15 protein-coding genes and 6 tRNA genes are annotated in these 21,520 nt (G+C 65.9%); 3 read left to right on the top strand and 18 right to left on the bottom strand.

Translation table 11 applies throughout. The features are described from left to right. The 13 genes from NWF24_RS08180 to NWF24_RS08120 all read right to left on the bottom strand — a co-directional run bounded on the left by NWF24_RS08180 (position 1) and on the right by NWF24_RS08120 (position 11,529). On the bottom strand, positions 1–4,437 hold the full coding sequence (locus NWF24_RS08180; protein ID WP_258353753.1) for an RHS repeat-associated core domain-containing protein: 4,437 nt from the start codon (positions 4,435–4,437) through the stop codon (positions 1–3). A gap of 23 nt (positions 4,438–4,460) precedes the next feature. Further along, positions 4,461–4,904, bottom strand: coding sequence for a DUF1795 domain-containing protein (locus NWF24_RS08175; protein WP_258353752.1), 444 nt, complete (start codon positions 4,902–4,904; stop codon positions 4,461–4,463). A 25-nt stretch (positions 4,905–4,929) separates the two neighbouring features. Beyond that, complete coding sequence (locus NWF24_RS08170; RefSeq protein ID WP_258353751.1) at positions 4,930–5,373, bottom strand: hypothetical protein; 444 nt, start codon at positions 5,371–5,373, stop codon at positions 4,930–4,932. A gap of 4 nt (positions 5,374–5,377) precedes the next feature. Continuing rightward, the gene (locus tag NWF24_RS08165; protein ID WP_258353750.1) at positions 5,378–8,551 is read right to left on the bottom strand and encodes a type VI secretion system Vgr family protein; all 3,174 of its coding nucleotides are present in this window, start codon (positions 8,549–8,551) and stop codon (positions 5,378–5,380) included. A gap of 74 nt (positions 8,552–8,625) precedes the next feature. Beyond that, positions 8,626–9,108: an Hcp family type VI secretion system effector gene (locus tag NWF24_RS08160; protein WP_258353749.1), complete on the bottom strand. Its 483-nt coding sequence runs from the start codon at positions 9,106–9,108 to the stop codon at positions 8,626–8,628. Positions 9,109–9,688: 580 nt separating this feature from the next. Next, entirely contained in the window at positions 9,689–10,405 is a 717-nt protein-coding gene (locus NWF24_RS08155; RefSeq protein ID WP_258353748.1) for an SIR2 family NAD-dependent protein deacylase, read from the bottom strand. Between the two features lie 73 nt (positions 10,406–10,478). Next, positions 10,479–10,555: transfer RNA gene (locus NWF24_RS08150), tRNA-Asn, on the bottom strand. Positions 10,556–10,580: 25 nt separating this feature from the next. Continuing rightward, positions 10,581–10,654 (bottom strand) — tRNA-Cys (locus NWF24_RS08145). 8 nt (positions 10,655–10,662) lie between these two features. Beyond that, a tRNA-Asp gene (locus NWF24_RS08140) sits at positions 10,663–10,738 on the bottom strand. A 96-nt stretch (positions 10,739–10,834) separates the two neighbouring features. Next, positions 10,835–10,910 (bottom strand) — tRNA-Trp (locus tag NWF24_RS08135). A 26-nt stretch (positions 10,911–10,936) separates the two neighbouring features. Continuing rightward, positions 10,937–11,014, bottom strand: a tRNA-Pro gene (locus NWF24_RS08130). Positions 11,015–11,034: 20 nt separating this feature from the next. Then, positions 11,035–11,111 (bottom strand) — tRNA-Leu (locus tag NWF24_RS08125). Between the two features lie 208 nt (positions 11,112–11,319). Continuing rightward, the gene (locus NWF24_RS08120; protein WP_258353747.1) at positions 11,320–11,529 is read right to left on the bottom strand and encodes a hypothetical protein; all 210 of its coding nucleotides are present in this window, start codon (positions 11,527–11,529) and stop codon (positions 11,320–11,322) included. Positions 11,530–11,664: 135 nt separating this feature from the next. Here NWF24_RS08120 and NWF24_RS08115 point away from each other — a divergent pair, with 135 nt between their 5' ends. Further along, entirely contained in the window at positions 11,665–12,618 is a 954-nt protein-coding gene (locus NWF24_RS08115; protein ID WP_258353746.1) for a phosphate acetyltransferase, read from the top strand. 10 nt (positions 12,619–12,628) lie between these two features. Here the strand turns inward: NWF24_RS08115 and NWF24_RS08110 are convergent, their stop codons facing one another. After that, on the bottom strand, positions 12,629–16,237 hold the full coding sequence (locus NWF24_RS08110) for an indolepyruvate ferredoxin oxidoreductase family protein (protein ID WP_258353745.1): 3,609 nt from the start codon (positions 16,235–16,237) through the stop codon (positions 12,629–12,631). Positions 16,238–16,329: 92 nt separating this feature from the next. On the opposite strand from NWF24_RS08110, the gene NWF24_RS08105 reads away from it, so the two are divergent. Together NWF24_RS08105 and NWF24_RS08100 are read left to right on the top strand one after the other, a co-directional pair. Beyond that, positions 16,330–16,860, top strand: coding sequence for an Lrp/AsnC family transcriptional regulator (locus NWF24_RS08105; protein ID WP_093059524.1), 531 nt, complete (start codon positions 16,330–16,332; stop codon positions 16,858–16,860). Between the two features lie 53 nt (positions 16,861–16,913). Beyond that, a complete protein-coding gene (locus NWF24_RS08100; RefSeq protein ID WP_258353744.1) occupies positions 16,914–18,362 on the top strand; it encodes a DUF2314 domain-containing protein in 1,449 nt (482 codons plus the stop codon). A 66-nt stretch (positions 18,363–18,428) separates the two neighbouring features. Here the strand turns inward: NWF24_RS08100 and NWF24_RS08095 are convergent, their stop codons facing one another. The 4 genes from NWF24_RS08095 to NWF24_RS08080 all read right to left on the bottom strand — a co-directional run bounded on the left by NWF24_RS08095 (position 18,429) and on the right by NWF24_RS08080 (position 21,483). After that, positions 18,429–18,827 carry a hypothetical protein gene (locus NWF24_RS08095; RefSeq protein WP_258353743.1) on the bottom strand — a complete coding sequence of 133 codons (399 nt, stop codon included), beginning with the start codon at positions 18,825–18,827 and terminating at the stop codon, positions 18,429–18,431. After that, positions 18,827–19,810 (bottom strand): Bug family tripartite tricarboxylate transporter substrate binding protein, encoded by a 984-nt coding sequence (locus NWF24_RS08090; RefSeq protein ID WP_258353742.1) that lies wholly within the window; start codon positions 19,808–19,810, stop codon positions 18,827–18,829. Before NWF24_RS08090 ends, NWF24_RS08095 begins: the two co-directional genes overlap by 1 nt. A 52-nt stretch (positions 19,811–19,862) precedes the next feature. Beyond that, complete coding sequence (locus tag NWF24_RS08085; protein ID WP_258353741.1) at positions 19,863–20,510, bottom strand: 4-carboxy-4-hydroxy-2-oxoadipate aldolase/oxaloacetate decarboxylase; 648 nt, start codon at positions 20,508–20,510, stop codon at positions 19,863–19,865. A gap of 67 nt (positions 20,511–20,577) precedes the next feature. Beyond that, complete coding sequence (locus NWF24_RS08080) at positions 20,578–21,483, bottom strand: LysR family transcriptional regulator (RefSeq protein ID WP_258353740.1); 906 nt, start codon at positions 21,481–21,483, stop codon at positions 20,578–20,580. Positions 21,484–21,520: the final 37 nt, after the last annotated feature.

The following is a 21,520-nucleotide window of genomic DNA, read 5'->3' as shown; positions in this document are numbered from 1 at the left end:
TCAGTCCAGCGGGTGGAAGGTTCGAACGGTTCCGTCTTCGTTGACGGTGGCGCGATAGCGTTTGTATTGTCCGTCGTACTTCAGCCGGGACTCGAACACGGCCTTCCCCTCGTAGCTCGACTCCTTGCCGTGCTTGAGCGTCTTGCCCAGCAGCGAGGAAATCTCTCCCTGGCTCATGCTGGAGTTGAACTTCGACTTGTTGGGGAACCGCACCGGATCGACGTGTCGGTCGTAGATGTGCTTCCAGCCCGAGGTGGCATTGCCCTGCTCCAGCGTGAAGTTGCGGCTGCCCCTGTTGAAGCCGACCGGCCGTGCAAGCGTCTCGCCGCAGATCCAACCCAGCGGGTCGATCCACCGGATGGGGTTGGGCGAGTAGCTATGCAGGTTGTCGCCGCCCGCAAGCCCGATCGGGTCAGGGCTGATGAACCGCCCAATGTCCGGGTCATAGAACCGGAAGGTGTTGTAGTGCAGCCCCGTGTCCCGGTCCAGGTACTGGCCCTGGAAGCGCAGGTTCTGCTCGATGGCCTGGGGCACCGTGCCGGTCGATGCAACAGCGCGGCCATTCAGGGCCGTGACCTCCCACTGCTCGGTAACGGTCGCGCCCCATGTCCTGTAGCTCGCGCGCCAGCACAGTTGGCCTTCGTTGTTGCTCAGTTCTTCCGGCAGGCCGGCGGTGTCGTTGTGAAAGTGAAAGACCTGCGCCGTGGTCGATGCCGAGGCGGGCTCGGCCTTGGCGTCAAGCCGCGCGACTGGTACGTGGCTTTCGGGCTCGTACACGTAGCTCACCACCTGCGAGCCCCTGCGCTCCTCGATCAGCCGCATCCCCTCCCAGACGAACCGCGTGCTGCCGAATGCATCGTGCTTCGCCACGCGCCGCCCCATGGCGTCGTAGTCGAAGCGGGTGAGTTGCGTGGTGGCTTCGGGCGTGCCCGGGCGGCGCGTGGTGTGCACGGCCATGAGCCGGCTTTCGTCATCCCACTCGAAACGCTGCTCGGTATGCCTGCCCGACCTCTTGCGCACCAGCCGTCCGTGGCCGTCGTAGCTGTAGCGCTTGTCCTCGAACACGCGCACGAGGTTGTCGCGCACATAGCCGGGCGCGGTCGATGATGCATCGAGCAGGTTGCCCGCAGGGTCGTAGGCGAAGCGTTCGCTGTTGGCAGCCGCGCTGCGCAAGGTCTCCTCGATGCGCCCGGTAGCGTCGTACCGGTGCCCTGTCGTGCCCTGCAGCGAATGCCGGCTCTGCCGCAGTTCGCCCACGGGGTCGTAGCTGTACTCCTTCATCAACCCGTCGAGCAGGCGGGCCCCGGGCGTGCCGGCGCTGTCGATGGCCTGGCGCCAGCTCGGGGCTTGCGTAGTGAAGGCTGTGTCCAGCCCGCCAGCCCGGCACCACGATGCGGCACGTCGGCCCAGCGGGTCGAGCGCGAAGCGGGTGTGCAGCGCGCCCTGGCTGCGCGCCACCTCGCGGTGCAGGTCGTCGCGCTCGATGTCGCTGATCAGTTGGTGCACCGCGGGTGCATCGCCGCGTTGCTGCGACAGGTTGATCTGGTGCAGGTGGCCGGAGCCGTAGTACAGGTAGTTCAGCACACGCTGCACACCCGGCTGCGACGCGATGGCGGGCAGCACGGTCTGCGTGCGGTTGCCGAGTTCGTCGTGCGCGTGGTGCAGGGTGTGCGTCTCGCCGGTGAGCTCGTCGATGGCGGTCTCTTCGATCAGCCGGCCGAGCTTGTCGTAAGCGAACACGGTGCGGTGCAGCGCGCGTGGTTCGTCACCCGTGCCGGGTTGCGGCGCCTCCAGCTTGACCGCCTCGGTCAGCCGGTCTAGCTGGTCGTAGCTGTAGCGGTAGTGGTGGCTCTGGGTGCGCTTTCCGACCAGGCGACCCACGGCGTCACGCAGCAACTCGGTGCGCAAGGGGCGGCTCGCGGCGGGCCGTGGCGCGGTGCCGTCGTGCAGCGCGAGGTCTTCGTCGCCGATGCCCGGCACATGGGTGATGCACACCGGCCAGCCGTTGGCGTCGTATTCCACCTGCACGCGCGTGCCGCCCACGCGGCGCTCTTCCACCACGCGATCGGCAGCGTCGCGCACGAACTCGAAGTGCAGCCCGTTCTCGTTGACTAGCGACTGCAGGCGCTGGGCGCTGTCGTAGTGCCACGCGATGCGGCGCCCCTCGGCGTCCTGCCGCGTCAGCGGTTGGCCGCGCAGGCCGAGTGCGAATTGCGTGCTGCGGCTCAGCGCATCGGTGGCGGCCACGATGCGGCCGGCCGCGTCACGGCGGAACGACTGGTGGCTCTGGTCAGGCTGCGACACCGACAGCAGCCGCCCCATGGCGTCGTGCGTCAATCTCGTGCGCTGGTTCGCGGCGTCGGTCACGGCCTGCAGGTGGCCCCAGCCGTCGTAGGCGTAGCGCGTGGTCTTGCCGGAGCAGTCGGTCAGGGAGACCAGTTGCGCGCACTCGTTCCAGGCCATGCGGTTGGTGCCGCCCTTGCCGTCGGTAACGACGATGGGCAGGCCCCGCCTGTCGTAGGCGTACTCGGTGGTGTGGCCCAGCGGGTCGGTCTCGCGCACCAGGTTGCCCTGGTCGCTGTAGGCGTAGGTCCAGGTGCTGCCGTCTGCCAGGGTCTCGCGCCAGGGCTGGCCGAACTCGGTCCAGCCGGTGCTCTGCGTGCGGCCGAGCGCATCGGTGCGGCTGCTCATGAGCCCCATGGGGTCGTAGGTGCAGCGCGTGGTGGCGCCGCCGGGCTCGGTGATGGCGACGAGCTGGCGCAGCTCGTTGTACTGCGCATGCCAGTGGCGGCCGGCCGCGTCGATGTAGTCGGTGACCTGGTGGTCGGCGTTCCAGTGCCAGGCGAATTCGCGGCCGAGTTGGTCGATGACCAGGGTCTCGCCCAGCGCCAGCGCATCGTCCGCGGGGGGCGTCATGCGGCGCACGGTGTAGCTCTCACCGTCGTTTGTCCAGTGGCGGGCCACGTGCGCGTCGCCGGCCGGGCCGCGCCACTCGTAGTGGCACTCCAGCCCCGCCGCGTCGGCGTGGAAGCTCATGAGGCCCTGGGCGTCGTAGCCGAAGCGGCGCACCACTACGCCGTTGCGGTCGGTCACGTCGAGCAGGCGGCCTTCGGCGTCGTGCCTGTACGCCACCAGCAGGCCCGGCAGCTCGCCGGGTGCACCGGCGGCCAGGCGCACTGCCCCCAGCCGGCGGCTCTCGCCCGCGTAGTCGAGTGCCAGCAGGCGCCCGGTGCTGTCGGTCAGCTCGATCAGCCGGCCCAACGCGTCGTGGCGCAGGTCGATGAAGTTGCCGTTGCGGTCCTCAAGCCGCGCGAGCTTCAGCGTCTGCGCGCGCGGCTCGCCTTCGGCCGGTGGCTCGAACATGAAGAACAGCCCGCCCGGCACGTGAATGAAGTAGTGGCTGCCTTCGGAGCGGCACAGGTCCAGGCCGTCGCGCAGGCTGTATTGCCGAGTACCGGGCTCGATGTCTGGCAGCACCATCGGCCGGCCCTGCTCATCGATGAGCGTCACGGTGGGCTGTCCGGCGGCGTCGTTGCCCAGCCGCAGCTCCATCGCATAGGGCAGGCTCCAGCCCTGCCCCAGCGCGCCGTCGCGGCGCAGGTCATGGCTGCTGTAGAAGCGCTGCCACGCAATGGGCAGCGGGCCGGGCAAGCTGAAGTCGAGCTCGCTCTCGCCACCCAGAAACTTTCCGCCCGTGGCCGCATGCACCGGGTTGCCGAAGGAGCTGGCCAGGCCGTGGATGCCCATGCCCAGCCCCACCGCGCCTTCGATCAGGCAAGGCAGCGCGTTCTTGCCCTGGCGCGCGAGCTTGGGCAGGCAGCGCAGGCCGCGGTAGATCATGACCACGTTGAAGATGGTCACCAGCACCTTCGAAATGAGCGGCACCTCGTCGGCCACCTCGCGCACGCGTGCGGTCGGCCCGCCGATGAAGACGGTGGGCGAGCCTTCGCTCACCTTGGCGCCGCACTCGGTGTGGTCGTCCTTGCGCGAGGCCACGCCCATGTTGACGAACACGGTCTCCGCGCCTTCGGCAAGAAGGATCTGCGGCGAGTCTTTCTTGCAGCTCACGGTGTCCATCGGCATCTCGGGCGAGGCGCGCGCCGCGCCTATGGCCTTGCTGTCGATGAACACGTCCGACGAGCCGCTGGTGATCATGCCGGTCACGGTGAGGGTCTCGGGCACCAGCGCATCGGCAATCGACTCGCCCAGGCTCGCGCCGACATACCCGCCGACCATGCGCGCGCCCACCACCACAGCGCCCGCCACCAGCGGCCCCGCAAGCCCCCCGGTGCCGACCACGGCGGCAGCGGCCACGCCCACCGCGAAGCCGACGGCGATGCCGCCGATCAGCCCGCCCGCGAACTTGGCCCAGAAGCGCGCGTGCGCGTTGGTGTGGGCAATGGGGTCGTGCAGCCGGGCAGCGGGTTTACCGGCCATGGGTCGTCGTGGCCTTCAAGGTGTCAGGCCCTGGGCTGAAAGCTCTCGAGCGTGCGCTGCCACAGCGCGAGCGCCTCTGTATCGAACGGCACGGGGCTACTGGCCGTGAGAATGAGCACGGCCTTGCCGGTGGCGTCCTGCGGCAAGAGAAACACGGCCTGGCGCTGGTGCAGCGCCTGTCCGTTCTGCTTGAACTGCGTGGCGAGCTCGATGGCGCGCAGGCTCGCAATGGCGGGCCCCACGGCGATGTCGGTGCGCGACACCTCCTTCAGCTGGCTCACCTGGCGCGTCAGGTCGTTCATCTGCCGCGTGACGAACTGCGCCAGGCTCTCCTGCGCGCGCAGCGCGTCGCGGCTCACGATGAGCGTGGTGCCGGAGCCATCGGGCATGGCCAGCACGTTCATCGAGCGATCGATGCGCCCATCGTCCGGCACGTCGAACTGGCCTTCCTGGATGTGGTACTTCATCAGGCTGCTTTCTTCCGGGTTTGTTCTATGCGGGGTCGAAAGCCGCGAAGGCCAGGCAGTCGGGGTTGCGCTCGGTGAAGCCGAACGACAGCCGGCCCCAGCCGAGCGTGGCCGTGAAGGTGCTCGCTTCGTCGAGCGAACGGCCGCGCGGCACGTCGATGAGTTCCAGTGCGGCGTAGTGCTGGCGCACTTCGGCCATCGGCACGCAGCGCCCCTTCAGCTCCAGCACCAGAAAGCCCTGGCTCGCGTCTTCGCGCTTGATGCGCAGGTCGATGTGCGCAAGCTCGGTGCCATCCGCAAGGCGCACCGGCGTACCTTCGAAGAACCGGAACACGTTGCCGCCCGCTGCATGCGTGTCGCTCAAGGTGGTCGACAGCGTGCGGCCGACCTTCTGCGTGGAGAACGGCAACTGCGCCGCCAGCGCATCGATGGCCTGCCAGAGCGTCATGGTCGTGGCTTGCAGGTTCATGGGTTCAGTGTTTGCCGGCATATTTCTTGTCGTAGGAGTTGCCGTAGTACTGCGTGTACTGCTCGCCGGTGGTCGATGTGGTGAGCGTGCCGTAGTACTTGCCGGCCGCGGCCCTTGCGGCCTCCCGGGTACCACCCTTCACCATGCCGTTGTAGGCCTCGTTGAAGGCCTCCACGTTCGCGGGGTTCGCGCCCTGGAGGATGTCGACCTTGGCCGCGCGCCAGACTTCACGCTGCACCTGGATCTGGTTCAGCGCAGCCTCGCCCTCGGTGCTGAGCATGCTGTTGACGAACGCGGTCTTCGAGGAAATGTCGGGCTTGAAGCGGTATGAATAGACCGCGTGCCCGACCTCGTGCGACAGCGAGGCGGCGGTCTTGTACGGGTCGCTCGCGTAGTCGCCGTCGATCACGATCTTCCTGACACCCGGATTGGTGTTGGCATACGAGCCCCCGCCCGCAGGGCCATAGCTGACATTCCATTTCTCGCCCTGCAGGAACTTGATCTGCCTCTGCAACGTGGGCGACCTCGCCGCGATGGCGTCGACGCCTTTGCCGAGGCCGGTGGTGACGTAGCCCGGCGGCGCGGCTGCGGGCACAGCACGCTCCGATGCCTCTGCCGACGTGGCAGCGGCCGCAGGCGTCAGGGGCACGCCGTCTTCCACCACGGCTTCCTCGCTCTGGCTGCCGATGGGCGCATCGCAGTTCAAGAAGATCTTGCTGCCGCGCTGGTCGAGCTCGCCCGTGAAGTTGACGAGGCCCTTCACGCCGTTGATGTTCACCGTGCCGTCGGCCAGCAGCACGATGGACGACTTGCCGCAGATCAGCGAGATGCTGGTCTTGCCGGTGACGAACACGTCCTGGTCGGCCGCCTGGATCACGACCGACTTGCGGCCGGTGATGTTGGCGTTGCTCTCGGTGGAGGTCATGGAGGCATCGGTCTTCGACACCAGGTTGACGGCGCCCGCGCTGGCGTGCGAGACGATGTCGCCGCCCGACACCACGTTGACCTGCCCGCCCTCGCTCACCTGCGTGAGCATGCCGCCGGTAACGAGCTGCGTGAGCTGCGCGCCGGTGGTCAGCGTCATGGCCGAGGTGGCGCGCATCGACATGCTCTGCCCCGAGCTCATCACGATAGGCTTGGGACTGATCATGGTCTGCCCCTCGGGGCTGACGATGGAGACCACGGGCTTGTCGATCTTGCGCGAGAGGTCGAGCATCTGCTGCGCGTCGGCCATGGCCGGGTCGGGGTTGTCGGAAACGCCCGCTTCCGGCGTGCCGCCCGCGGCCAGTGCTGCCACGGCCTGCGAAACACCGCCCGCGGCCTGCACGCCCTGCACCAGCCCCATCAGCGTCTGGTTCTTGCCTTGCGCCATCGACCCGACCAGCGCCTTGGTGGCCGCGATGGCCTGACCCGACGCCTGCATCAGCGCGTTGCTCTGCGCCAGCGTGGCGCCCATGTGTTCGTGGCCGTCGGGGTTGTCGCGCGAGACGCGTTGCGCGTAGTCTTGCGTGTAGGTGGTCAGCAGCAGGCCCTTGTCCGCGCGGATGGAGCCCCACTCGTTGGTGCGCAGCTCGAAGCCATAGCTGCGCTGCACGCCCGAGCCCTGGTTCATCAGGTAGCCCATGTGCAGGTGGGTGTTGCCGTGGTCGGTCGACAGCTCGATGTGCTCGGTGCCGCGGCTGTCCTCGAAGCGCAGCATGTGCTTGCCACCGCCGCCCTTGCTCCAGTTCGTCTGGAAGCCGGTCTGCGTCTTGTGGCGCGGCAACTCCCACGGCGGCATCTGCGCGGCGTTGTAGACACAGCCGGTGACGATCGGATAGTCAGGGTCGCCGTTGAGAAAGTCGACGATCACCTCCTGTCCGATACGCGGGATATGCATGGCGCCGTAGTTGCTGCCAGCCCAGGTCTGCGACACGCGAATCCAGCACGACGAGTTCTCGTCGCGCCGGCCATAGCGGTCCCAATGAAACTGCACCTTGATGCGGCCGTACTCGTCGGTGTGAATCTCTTCGCCCGCGGGGCCCACCACCACCGCGGTCTGCGGTCCGGTGGTGCGTGGCCTGGCCGTGACGCGCGCGGGGCGATAGGGGGCGCTGTCGGGCAGCACCTCGAAGGTCTGGCGGTAGCTGGTGCTGCTGGTCGATTCGCTGTAGGCCGCGTCCGCCGCACCGACCACGCGCAGCGCGTTCTCCTGGAAGTCGTAGGTCACGGCCTCGATCAGGTAACGGCGGTTGTCCTCGGCGTTCGGATGGCGCGCCAGCTCGAACAGGTAGCCCGGTGCCATGTGGCGCAGGTTGCCTTCGGCGCTCACCAGTTCGCGGCGCCCGGCGAGCTGCTCCAGCCGCAGGCGTGCATAGTTCTCGCCGTCACCCAGCTCGGTGTAGCCGCCGGGCCAGTCGTAGATCTCGAAGTCATCGCGGCTGTGGCCGGCCGGCTGCTGGCGCACTGTGTCGATCTCGGCGTTGGGCTTCTTGAAGTCGTAGTCGTCAGCCGCGAAGTTGCCCGAAGCGATGTCCTCCGAATGGCTCCAGCTGTCGATGAAGTCCTGCTCGAGGATCTGCGCCGCCAGCACGCCCGCGTGGTACGGCACCTTCACCGGACCACTGGGCAGGGGGGTGTGCGAATCCGCCCCGTCGCACAGCACCAGCTGATGGCTGCCCTGCGCGTGCGAGAAGAAGTAGTAGATGCCCTCCTGCTCCATGAGCCGGCTGACGAAGTTGAAGTCGCTCTCCGAGTACTGCACGCAGTAGTCCCAGGTGCGGTAGTTGCCGCTCAGGCGCGCATCGATGGCATAGCCGTAGGGCGCGAGCACCTCCTGCAGGATCTGCGGTGCCGTCTTGAACTGGAAGATCTTGAAGTCGGAGCGCCGCGTGGCGTACCACAGCCAGGGGCGCAGCGTGGCCTCGTACACGCACATGTCGCCGTCGTCCTTGCCCACGTAAGCAAAGCGCGTGACCTGTCCGCTCAGGAAGCGCTTGCCGGCGCCGCCGAGTTCCGTGGCGAGGTTCACCTCGATGCTCATGTCCTCCCCCAGCATGCGCTTGGGCTGGATGTTGGGCATGTCGCTGATGAGTCGAACGCGATGCTCGAACAGTGCGGAGATGCGCTCCTGTCCCGTCATCGAGCGGAACTTCAGGCGCTCGCCCAACACGCTGTGGGCGATGAAGCTGCGGGTCATTCCTGGAAGGCTCCCTGGTCAATGCGAGCCCGGCGCGTGCCGCAGAAGCGAGCAACGCGCCCGGCAAAGGGAACTCATGCTTCCTTGTTTTCCTTGATGTTCCAGCCCAGCACCGTCTCGGCGCCCTTGCCGCCCTTGTCGGTCTGTTCCCAGTACTGCTGCTTCACCTTTGCGGCCTGGAAGGCGTACTGCACGAACACGGCGTCCGAACCCTGCTCGGCCGTGTACTGCACCGAGGTGACCAGTACTTCTTCGAGCGTGACGCGGGTGTATTCGATCTGCGAACCGCCGGCCTTGCAGACTGACACTTCGATCTTCGCCAGGTGCTTGCCGCTGGCGCAGTTCTTGAGCACCGACGGCGCCGCCTTGTCGATGCGTGCCAGCACCTGCAGGTCGTTGAAGCTGGCCTTGCCAACCCCGCCGCCACCGCCGCTGACCATGTTTCCAGGCTGCGTTGCTCCCCACGCAAACGACTTGATGTCCGTCCACTCCTTGTGGTTCGAGTCCTTCGATTCGCCGTTTGCGCCTTCAACGCGCATGAACATGTCTACTGCCATGAGATCAACTCCCTCAGAAATTGCGTGCCCATTGAGGACACCGTGGAACCAGCCGCCCTCCACTTGCAGGAGGACGGCAGCGAATCGCAACCGGATGGCGCCAGCGCTGGTGACACAGCGGGGGTCGCCCCATCTTTCAGGCGCAACGCTTTCGCATTACATCGCGCCTTCGAATCCATTCGTGCCCACTTTCCATTCGATCAAATCGAAACAAGTACGCAACGGAAGGCCCGATTTTTAACAAACTTTTCCTGCTTTATCGATCTGTTGCACGGATCTTTTTTGTCTATTTCTTCAGAAGACGTCCGAAACAAAACAATAAGTTTTAAGCCGCCTCATCTCGCGAAGACACAATGAGCCAAAGGGTCTGCGAGGTGTTGGCGGTCCGCGCTACATCGGGTTCGCAAGGCCCGTACCTTAAGCGAGGCACCTGCGCACGACCAGTGCCAAACGGCATGCGGAGAAAGAACTACAGACACTGCCTGCACGATGCGCTGATCGATTCGAACAAGAAAGATCAATAAAAAAGCCCGTCATCGACACGATGACGGGCTTGGGTTGAAGCAGCGCTGCAGGGCAATCACGTGCCGGCTCTCGCCTCGTGAAGCCACCTTGCCACCAAGGCCGGCACCACGTCGGTGGCCTTGCCTTGCAGGAAGGTGAATCCGTGCGGCACGTCTTCCATGTCGAGCGCAACCAGCACCTTCTGCGCAGAGCGATCCGCGTACCGCACCAGCGATGCCGCCGGGTTGACAGTGAGCGACGTACCCACCACCAGCACGCGCGCCGCGGTGGCCACATGCAGCTCAGCTTCGTCGAAGTGCTGCACCGCTTCGCCGAACCACACGATGTCGGGCCGCAGTTGCGTGCCGTCCTCGCACAACTGGCCCATGGCAATGGGTTCGCCGTCGATGCGGTAGCGCCTGGGTTCAGGCTCGGATGTGCCGCGCGCATACGCGAGTTGCCCGTGCACGTGCAGCACGTTGCGCGAACCCGCACGCTCGTGCAGCGCATCGACGTTCTGCGTGACGATCACGACTTCGTACGCCGACTCGAGCGATGCAATGGCGAGGTGTGCGGCGTTCGGCTGCGCCTGCCACGCCTTCGCACGTCGCTCGTTGTAGAAGGCCAGCACCGCCTCGGGATGCTTTCGCCAGCCTTCAGGGCTTGCGAGTTCCTGCCACGAGTAGGTGTTCCACAGGCCCTTGGCATCGCGGAACGTGGGCAGGCCGCTTTCGGCACTCACACCGGAGCCAGAGAGCACGACGATCTTGTTCTGTTGGACTTCGGGTTTCATGCTTCGCTGCTCCTTTGGGATTTTTGCGTTCGAGTATGGTGCTGGCGCCCATGCGAAAGATGGACAGATTTTTTGGCTCCCCGAACACGGATCGAACGTGTGACACGCGCATTAACAGTGCGCTGCTACTACCAACTGAGCTATCGGGGAAAAAGTGGATGGATCGATGGATGAATGGAGGCGCGACCCGGATTCGAACCGGGGTGGACGGATTTGCAATCCGTTGCATAGCCACTTTGCTATCGCGCCGGAATATATGGCGTTCCGCAGGGGAGTCGAACCCCTGGCTTCCTCCTGGACAGGGAGGCACTCTGGCCACTGAGTTAGCGGAACGAAAGAGAAAACTGGCAGACCCTCAAGGATTCGAACCTTGGATGCCGGGATCAAAACCCGGTGCCTTGGGCCACTAGGCGAAGGGCCAGAAAAGATTGGCGCGCGCGGAAGGAGTCGAACCTTCAACCGTTGGGTTTGGAGTCCAGTGCTCTGCCAGTTGAGCTACACACGCGTGGAAAAAAAGACGAAGAAAAAAGATGGTCTGAGTGGCAGGATTTGAACCTGCAGCCTCCTGCTTCCAAGGCAGGCCGTCTACCAGATTGACACTACACCCAGAGAAAAAAGAGAAGAAAAATTGGTGCCCCAGGGGAGACTCGAACTCCCAGGATTCCGCTTCTAAGGCGGACACGTCTACCAATTGCGTCACCAGGGCTGAATGAAAGATGGTGTGAGGCGACGATCCGTTCCAGTGGCCGGTCTCGCCTCGGTGCTTGCGAATTTTTAAAGAGCGTTCACGAGGCCGGAGCCCGGTGTCATGCAGCACGATCGCTGCTTGAGAAGATGAGTGACGCGAAAAACAAAGAGGCCCGGAACCTTGCGGTGTCCGGGCCTCTTTTCGAGAGAGCTTGGGAGGTCTGCGCCTATGCGCTTCCTCCACCCGGTTGCACCTGATCCTCGTAATCGCACGACCACAGATTGGTCTGCGGCTTCTGCATGGAATACGGGGACTGATCGAGCTGTTGCGACGACGGCAGCAGACCAAAGCTGAGGCCGGCATGCGATGCGATACGCACGAACACATTGCCCGATGCGGGGCAGGTGCTGTAGATGCGGATCTGTGCGGCTTTCACGATGTGTGTCCTGTTGGCGTTGACTGGGTTTGGACTGTAAATAGTCTTTACACAATCGTCAACTGCCTCGATCAACTTTTTTTTCAAGTACCGTTGCGGCAACACACTCCCTCCCCTTCACCTTCAGGAGCCCGCATGGCGTCTTCGACCCTCGCAGCCCATCCGCACTACGACCGCCTGATCGCAGCCGCGCGCAACCTGCCTCCGTTGCGCGTTGCAGTGGTCCACCCCGCCAACGCTGTGTCGCTCGAAGCAGCACTCTCCTCAACGGCACTGGGCCTCATTGCGCCTACGCTGGTCGGCCCTCGCGCAAAGATCGAAGCCGCGGCGCGCGAGATAGGAGCCGACATCTCGAACGTCACCATCGTCGACGCACCACACAGCCATGCCGCAGCCGATGCCGCCGTCGCAATGGCACTGCGCGGCGAGGTCGATGCATTGATGAAGGGCAGCCTCCACACCGACGAACTGATGGGCGCAGTCGTGCGCCGCGAAGGCGGCCTGCGCACCTCGCGCCGCATCAGTCATTGCTTCGTGATGGACATACCCGGCCACGCACAGCCGCTGATCATTTCGGATGCGGCCATCAACATCGCGCCCACGCTCGAAGAGAAGGTCGACATCGTGCAGAACGCCATCGACCTTGCGCATGCGCTGCAGATGCCGGCGGTGCGCGTGGCCGTGCTCTCGGCAACGGAAACCGTCAACCCGAAAGTGCCGTCAACGCTCGATGCCGCCGTGCTATGCAAGATGGCCGATCGCGGCCAGATCACCGGCGCGGTGCTCGACGGCCCTCTGGCGATGGACAACGCCATCGACGCCGAGGCCGCGCGCATCAAGGGCATCACCTCGCCGGTTGCGGGCCGCGCCAACGTGCTCATCGTGCCCGACCTGGACGCGGGCAACATGCTCGCCAAGAGCCTCACCTTTCTCGGTGGCGCCTATGCAGCGGGCATCGTGCTTGGCACCAAGGTGCCGGTGATCCTCACGAGCCGCGCCGATTCCGAGCCCGCACGACTCGCCTCTTGCGCCGTCGCGTCCATGCTGGCGAAGGCAGGACGCGACAAGCTCATCAAGGCGGTCGGCTGAGCGACCAGGGTCAACGCGCGCCGGCCACGATCGCAATCCCCCGGATCTGCCCCGCCTCCACTGCACGCTCCGGCTTCGGATAATGCGCCGGTGCAAACCGGTGCAGCAACTCAGCCTCCCGCAGCTTCGCGGCTTCGAGGTTCGCAAGCTTGACGTGGCCAAAGCCGCGAATCGACAGCGGCAACGCAGCAATGCGCGCAGCCGTTGCCTGGTTGTCGACCGACAGCTCACCAGCCATGGCTTCGAGCAGGCCATCGAAATGCGCGATCAACTCACGCTCTGCGCGCCGCTCGCCGGTGCGCCCGAACGGATCGAAAGCCGTGCCGCGCAGCCGCTTGCCAAGCGCCAACCATCGCATCGCAGACAGCATCCAGCCGCCGATGCGGATCTTGGCGGGTGCCTGCCCGTGCGCCCCACGAGAAACCAGCGGCGGCGCCATGTGGAATTCGAGCTTCAACTCGCCTTCGAACTGCTCCTTCAGCTTCTGCATGAACGCGCCATCGGTGTACAGGCGCGCCACCTCGTACTCGTCCTTGTAGCTCATGAGCTTGAGCAGGCTGCGCGCCGCATTGCGCGTGAAAGGCAAGCTCGCATCGCCGCCCGGCAGTGCCTCCTCGCGCGCCTGCAGGCTGCGGATGCGCGTCTCGAAGCGAGCCGCCCATGCGGCGTTCTGGTAGCCGGTCAGGTGGCTGCGCGCATCGGCGAGCAGCGTCTCGAGCGGGCGCTCGTCGGTCGTTGATGCATGCGCATCGACAGGCGCAGCGCGCAACTGATCCAACGCCGCAGGGTCACCCGCAGCAAGCCGCCCCAGCGAGAACGCCGACTGATTGGCCGCCACCGCCACGCCGTTCAGCTCGATCGCATGCATCAGCGCCTCCAGGCTCAGCGGCACCAGCCCGCGCTGCCATGCGTAGCCGGTCGCGACGATGTTCGCCGCCAGCGTGTCGCCCAGGAATTCTTCCGCCAGGCTTTGCGCATCGAAAATCTCGACCTGCTCTTCGCCGGCAACGAAGCGCATCTTCTCCAGCAGCAAGTCCACATGCAGATCCGCATCCGGATTGCGCAACGACTCGGCCACCGGAATCTCGTGGATGTTCGCCAGCACGCGCGTGCGCCCGTGCCGCACGGTCTGCAGCGCATCGGCTGACGCACCCACGACCACATCGCAAGCCAGGATCGCATCGGCCTGTTGCGTGTCGATGCGCACCTGGTGCAGCCGCTCGCGCGAATCGGCCAGCCGCACGAAGCTCAGCACCGAGCCGCCCTTCTGCGCGAAGCCCATGAAGTCGAGCACGCTCGCAGCCTTGGCTTCCAGATGCGCGGCCATCGCGATCACCGCGCCGACCGTCACCACGCCGGTGCCGCCCACGCCGGTCACGAGCAGGTCGTAGGGGCCGGTCCACACATGTTCTGCCGGGTGCGGCAATGCAGCCACCCGATGCAGGAAGGCATCGCGCCCGGCCGCCAGTGCGCCACTCTTGCGGCGCAGCTTGCCGCCCGTCACGCCCACGAAGCTGGGGCAGAAGCCCTTGGCGCAGGAGTAGTCCTTGTTGCAGCTGGTCTGGTCGATCTTGCGCTTGCGGCCCATCGGCGTTTCGTGCGGCAGCACGGCCACGCAGTTGCTCTGCACGGTGCAGTCGCCGCAGCCTTCGCACACGGCCTCGTTGATGAACAGGCGCTTGGGCGGGTCGGCCAACTCGCCCTTCTTGCGGCGGCGACGCTTCTCGGCCGCGCAGGTCTGTTCGTAGATCAGCACCGTCACGCCAGGCATCTCGCGCAGGCGGCGCTGCACATCGTCGAGCGCGGCGCGGTCGTGGAACTCGGTGCCTTTCGGAAAGCGGTCCCTGATGTCGTCGTACTTGCCGATTTCGTCACTGACGACGACGACCTGCCGCACTCCTTCGGACTCGACCTGCCGCGCGATGGCATCCACGCTGATGACGCCATCGACCGGCTGCCCGCCCGTCATCGCCACCGCGTCGTTGAACAGGATCTTGTAGGTGAGCGTTGCCTTGGCCGCCACGGCCTGCCGGATCGCGAGATAGCCCGAGTGGTAGTACGTGCCGTCGCCCAGGTTCTGGAACACATGCGGCGTCTTCGTGAACATCGCGTGCGAGATCCAGTCAACGCCCTCCCCGCCCATCTGGATCAGCCCTGCCGTGCTGCGGTCCATCCAGTTAGCCATGAAGTGGCAGCCGATGCCGGCACGCGCCGTCGAGCCTTCGGGCACCTTGGTGCTGGTGTTGTGCGGGCAGCCTGCGCAGAAATACGGCACGCGCTTGACCGCATCGCTTGCGTTGCCGAGCAGTTCGGGCGGCGTGAAGTCGCGCACGTGCTGCAGGTGGTCGCCCAGGTCGTGGTTGTCGGGAAAGTGCACGGCCAGCCAGTGCGCGACCAGCTCTATGAGCCGCGACGGGCGCAGCTCGCCAAGCGCCGACACCAGCGGCTGGCCGTCGCGGTCGTGCTTGCCCACGAGCACGGGCCGTGCATCTGCTGGCGCGTTGTAGAAGATGTCGCGCAGCTGCGTCTCGACTACTGCGCCCTTCTCCTCGACGATGAGAATCTCTTCGAGCCCCTGTGCAAAGGCCTTGATGCGCGTCTGCTCGACCGGAAAGCTCAGCCCGATCTTGTAGAGCCGCACACCGGCGCGGGCCAGTTGTTCCGGAGAGAGTTCGAGCCGGCGCAGCACTTCCATCAAGTCGTGATGCGCCTTGCCGCAGGTGACGATGCCCACCTTCGCGTGCGGGCTCACGATCACGTCGCGGTCGATGCTGTTGCGTTTGGTGAAGGCGGCCACGGCCGCGAGCTTGTCTTCGAGCCGCGATTCGATGCGCAGCGACGGCAGATCGGGCCAGCGGTAGTGCAAGCCGTCAGGCGGCGCGTGGTGGCCGGTAGCGGCGCTCACGGTGTCGGCGTCTTCCCAGGCCTGGACGCGCTCGTTGATCACGTCCAGGTCCACCGTGCCGGCGCTCTCGACCACTTCAGACAGCGCCGCCATGCCGACCCAGGCACCCGAGTAGCGCGACAGCTCGTAGCCGTACAGGCCGAACTCCAGGTACTCGGCCACGCACGAGGGCTGCATCACCGGCATGCGCCAGGCCATGAAGGCGTGGTCGCTCTGGTGCGGCATCGACGACGACACGCAGCCGTGGTCGTCGCCCGCCACCACCAGCACGCCGCCATGCGGCGACGAGCCATACGCATTGCCGTGCTTGAGCGCATCGCCCGCGCGGTCCACGCCCGGCCCCTTGCCGTACCACATGGCAAACACGCCTTCGACGGTGCGCTCCGGGTCCGACTCGACGCGCTGCGTGCCCAGCACCTGCGTGGCCGCCAGTTCTTCATTGACGGCTGGCACAAAGCGGATGCCCGTTTCCTTGAACCGCTCACCGGCCTTCCAGATCGCCTGGTCGACCATGCCCAGCGGCGAGCCGCGATAGCCGCTGACGAAGCCCTGCGTGTGCAGGCCGCGTTGCGCGTCGCGCCGGCCCTGCATCACCAGCACGCGTATCAGCGCCTGCGTGCCGGTGATGAAGACCGAGCCCGAAGGGGCCCAGAGGTTGTCGGAGAGTTGGTAGCCGGGCCGTCTGAGTGCGGCTGTGTCGTGTGGGGCGTTCATGCCGGGAATTGTTCTGCGACACACCAGGGAAGTGCTTCTTCAATACACTGGCGCAGACCCTTGTTTGAAGAATAATCTTCTCGGAATTTGCCATGAACGTCGATTCTCTTTCCCTTGACGAGCATTGCCTCAAGATTCTTTCTGCACTGCAGCATGATGGCCGCCAGACGGTGCAGCAGATTTCAGACACCATCGGCCTGTCGCCCACGCCCTGCTGGAAGCGCATCAAAGACATGGAAACAGCCGGCGTCATCCGCGGCTACACGGCGTTGGTCGACCCCGAACTGGTGGGCCTGCACGTGTCTGCCGTGGCCGAGGTGAACCTCGACCGGCACAGCGAGGCGATGGTGCAGCGCTTCGAAGAGGCCGTGGCCGCGAGCCCGCAGATCATTCGCTGCGTGTCGGCCACCGGGCCCGCCGACTACATCCTCAACGTGACCGTGCCGGACATGAAGCACTACGAGCGCTTCCTTCATGAGGTGCTGTTCAGCCTGCCCGGCGTGACGCACGTGCGCTCGAGCATCGTGCTGCGCGAGATCAAGTCGGAAACGGCGCTGCCGCTCGACCACCTGCTGCCCGGCACGCCGGGCAAGCCTCGCGCGACGGGGGGCCGGCGAAGCTAAGGCCGGGCCGTGTGGAGAATGCCGGCATCCGCAGCAACGAAGACGTCCTGACCATGCCCTCACCAAAGACGACCGCCTTCTTCCCCCGCCTCGCGCTCGCCGCGCTGATTCTTTCTTCTGCCGGTGCCGTCGCTTTCGCGGCCACGCCGACCGCGACCGCGGCGCCAGCGACTGCGCAGAGCGCAGCCAAGGCCGTACCGGGCGCCCCGGTGCCCGCAGGCTCGCCGCTGCAGACCAGCCCGGTCCACTTCCAGTTCGCCATCTACTACGCCAAGACCCCGGCCACCGACCCGATGGCCGCGTTGCGCAGCCGGCTCGCCAAGCTCAGTGGCGGCCCCAAGCTGTTGAAGGCGGCACCCACGCCAGCGACGGCCACCGAGCCCGTGGTCTTCGCGAACTGGAACACCACCACGGTGCTCAAGGAGTACCGCGCGCCGAGCATGGAGATGCTGCAGCGCTTCGGCCGCGGCATCTCGCGCGAGCAGGCCGAAGCCCTGCAGACCGCGGACAAGGCACTCATCATCGATTTCGCGCACCCGGCGCAGCAGTCTTCGGCCGCCATGCAGAAAGCCTTGCAGCTCACACTGCAGGTCGCGCGCGACACCAACGGCCTTCTATGGGACGAAGAAACGCGCGAGGTCTTCGCGCCCGACGAATGGCAGAAGCGCCGCATCGACACCTGGGCCGGCGGCGTGCCCGACATGTCGCAGCACACGACCATTCATGCCTACCGCAGCGGCGACCTCGTGCGAGCCATCACGCTCGGCATGTCGAAGTTCGGATTGCCCGACGTGGTGGTGAGCGATTTCTCGTGGTCGAGCAACCGGCCGATGGGCAACCTCGTCAACATGTTCTCGCAGGCGATGGTCGAAGGCGCCACGCTGGCGCAGCCCGGCCAATACGACCTGGACCTGCGCGCACTCAAGCACGCCGCCGCGCGCGACCCACAGCTCACGCACCTGAAGCCCAATGCCGCAGCGGTGGCCAGGCTCTCGCTGGTCAACGGCACCTGGGAAAGCGGCGATCCGCAGAACCGGCTGTACGAGATCCGCTTCGATCGCTACAAGGGCCCCGACCGCTATGCGCAGCAGACTGCGATGCTGGTCTCGGTCTTCGGTGCCGACGAAGACAGCGTCACGCGGCTCAAGCACAACGACGAACTGCTCGCCGCCAGCAAGGCAGCCAACGCGCAGTTGCCCAAGCTGCGCGACGCCTTCACCAAGGGCCTGCAGCCCGGTGAATACATCCTCGTGAAGGCGCCCTTCACCACGCGCAGCGGCAGCAACGAATGGATGTGGGTCGAAGTCGCGCGCTGGAACGGTGACGCCATCGAAGGCCTGCTGAAGAACGAACCGGTCGAGGTGCCGAACCTGCACGCCGGCCAGATGGTGAAGGTTTCGCAAGCCAAGGTGTTCGACTACATGCGCCGCTACGCGGACGGCCGCGAGGAAGGCAACGAGACCTCCAAGATCATCGCGCGCATGCAGAATCCGAAGAAGTGAGCGGTATGAAACACGCCGCCTGACCGACGACGTGCCAGTACGAACTGACGCAAGCTGGAGTCTTCCTCAGGCCGCGGCCGACAACAACGCATGCCGGAGCTCCCGGATGCGCCGCTCCTCGTAGTAACCGCCATATTCGGTGTACCGCAGGAAGGGCCTGGCGCACGCCTTGCACGCCCAGATCTCGCAGCGGTTGTACGGATGAAAACCCAATGCAATGGGCGCATCCGGCGACCAGTAGCTTGTACCCGACGGATGATGCTCGTCCAGCGTCGCGTCGCTCCCGTCGCCGAGCGGCTTGACCTTGCCCAGCCGCTGGAGCATCGATTCGTCCGCGGTAGCCGGAAACGCCTCCCAACCCGGGCAGACCAGTACGGCGCAGTGCGCGCACATGGGCGTAGCCTCGTAGGCGGCGGCAATTCTCCCGATGTCTTCGGCGTCGAGCGATGCAATGGTTGTAGTCATCAGTCCAATGATGCACCCGTGAGCTTCACGAGGCCAGCGTAGCGGTCGAGTTCGGATTTCCAGAACGCGGCAAAGCTTGCGGCATCGCCGGGTCGCACCTCGGCGCCGATGTCGGCAAGCCGCTTGCCCAGGTCACCCGTCCTGAAAGCCGTCTGCACTGCGGCGTTCAGCCGGTCGACCACCGCGCTCGGCGTGCCTGCGGGTGCGGCCAGGCCGTACCAGGCATTCATGTGCATGCCCTTGATCCCGAGTTCGTCGAAGGTCGGCACGCCCGGCAGCATGGAATGGCGCTTGTCAGAAGCCACGGCGATGGCGCGGATCTTTCCGCCCTTGATCTGCCCGTACGCGCCGGTGTCGAGCATGTAGTCGATTTGCCCCGCCATCACATCGGTCAGTGCCGGCGAGCTGCCCTTGTAGGGCACGTGAATCGCATCGATGCGAGCCACCGACTTGAAGAGCTCGCCCGCCAGATGCGCCGAATTGCCCACGCCGCCCGAACCGTACGAAAGCGAGCCCGGCTTGGCCCTGGCAGCGCTCACGATGTCGGCGGGCGTCTTGTAGGGCGAAGCGGCCGCCACCACCATCACGCTCGGAATGACGGCCAGCGACGCGACCGGCGTGAAGTCCTTGATCGGGTCGAAGCCGGTGCGCTTGTAGAGGTAGGGATTGGCGGAGTTGGTCGAGCTCGTGGCCAGCAGCAGCGTGTAGCCATCGTGCGGCTGGCGAATGAACTGCTGCGTGCCGATGTTGCCGCCCGCGCCCGCGATGTTGTCGACGATGACGGATTGTCCCAGTTGCACGCGCAGTGCCTCGGCCACCGCGCGCCCCACGGAGTCGCTCGCACCGCCCGCGGGCCACGGCACGATGAGGCGGATTGGCTTCTGCGGGTAGGCCTGCGCAAAGGCTGCGGGCGCCGACAAGGTGGTGGCCAGCGCGACGGCGGATGCGCAGAGCCCGAGGAAGATTCGCTTGTGCTTGTTCATGGGTCTTGTCTCTTCTTGGATGTTTGTTGTTCAGGCCGCGACGCGGCCGCACTCAATGCAGGCCGAGCCGATGCAGCGTCTCGCCGAGGCCGAGCAGTTCCACGGTGGAGCTTCCGTTCGCAATCGCGCGGCGAAAGCCCGCTTCCTTTTCCTCGCGAGCCAGCGCGCTCGCCAGCACGCGGTCAACGGCATCGCTCTCGACCATCACCAGGCCGTCGCGGTCGCCGACCACGATGTCTCCCGGCCGGACCACCGCGTCACCGATGCACACGGGCACGTTGAGGCGCCCGGGCTGGTGCTTGCCGGTACCCTTGATCGACAGTCCGCGACAGAACACCGGAAAGCCCATTCGCACGATGGCCTCGGCATCGCGCACCGCGCCGTGGAGCACGAGCCCCGCCACGCCCCGTGCCATAGCTGCTTCGGTCAGCACGTCGCCCCAGGGGCCGGCCTCCATGAAGCCCTTGGCATCGACCACCAGCACGTCGCCCGGCTTCGCCTTGAGCAGCGCGTAGTGCAGCATGAGGTTGTCCGCGGGCCGCATGTCCACGGTGAGCGCCGGCCCCACGAGGCGGCTGGCCGGGTCGAGCGGCTTCAGGCCGCTGTCGAGCGCGCCGCAAGCGCCCTGCGCTTCGTACACGGTGGCGGCGCCCAGTTGGCGCAGGCTTTCAAGCGCTTCGTTCTGCAGTTGTTGTCTCATGGGTGCGGATGATCACCCGATGAACTCCTGAACGACAGTGCCGATTTCTGGAGATAACTTCAGATTTTCAGAGCTTCTTCGCGGCCTGCCGTACGGTCGCCAGCGTCGTGAGCATGGAGGCGACCAGCGGGCCTTCTTCGTCGACGCGTGTCACGGCCACAACCGTGGTGAGCGCCTTGAGCGCGGGCAGCCTGACGAAGGCCACGTCGCTCTGCGCGCGCTGCGCCACCGAGGCGCCGACGACCGCATAGCCCAGCCCCGCCGCAACGAGCCCTAGCGCGGTGTGGATCTCGATGGCCTCGTGCCCCACGCGCGGTTGCATGCCCAACGCACGAAGCTGCCCGATGACGTGCTGTGCAAAGGAACTCTGCGGATCCTTCGGATAGCTGATGAGCGGCAGTCCCGAGAGTTCGGCCAGTGAGACCTTGCCTCGCTTCGCCGCACGATGCTCTGCAGGAAGCGCGATGACGAACGGGTCTTCGAAGAGCAGTTCATGCCGCAGGTCCGCAGGCGGCTCCTGCGGCCCTGCGAAGCGCGACAGCCCGATGTGGATGCGCCCGCTGCGCAACTGCGCCGGCTGATGTTCGGACAGCAGTTCGACCAAGTCGAGCTTTACATCGGGGTGCCTCTGCCGGAAGGCGCGCACCGCATCCGTCAGAACGGAGTTGAGCAGCGAGCGGACGAAGCCGATGCCGAGCCAGCCGCTCTTTCCGCTGGCCACGTCGCGGGTCTCTTCCTCCAGCCGCTGGCCGTTTGCCAGCAACTCGCGCGCCCGCGGCAGGAAGAACAGCCCCAGCGGGGTGAGCTTCATGGGCCTGGCGGTTCGATCGAACAGCATCCCTCCCAGCCCTTCCTCGAGCTGCGCGATCTGCATGCTGATGGCAGTGGGCGCAACGAACAGGCGCTCGGCGGCACGCGCGAGGGTGCCGCTGTCGGCCACCTCGCAGAAGTAGCGCAATTGACGGAAGTTCATGGCCGCGGATCGTGCCACGGGCGCGCGGCCCCGGGGA

It is taken from the genome of Variovorax paradoxus (assembly GCF_024734665.1).
GTDB lineage: Bacteria > Pseudomonadota > Gammaproteobacteria > Burkholderiales > Burkholderiaceae_C > Variovorax.
This window is presented reverse-complemented; position numbering and strand designations above follow the sequence as displayed.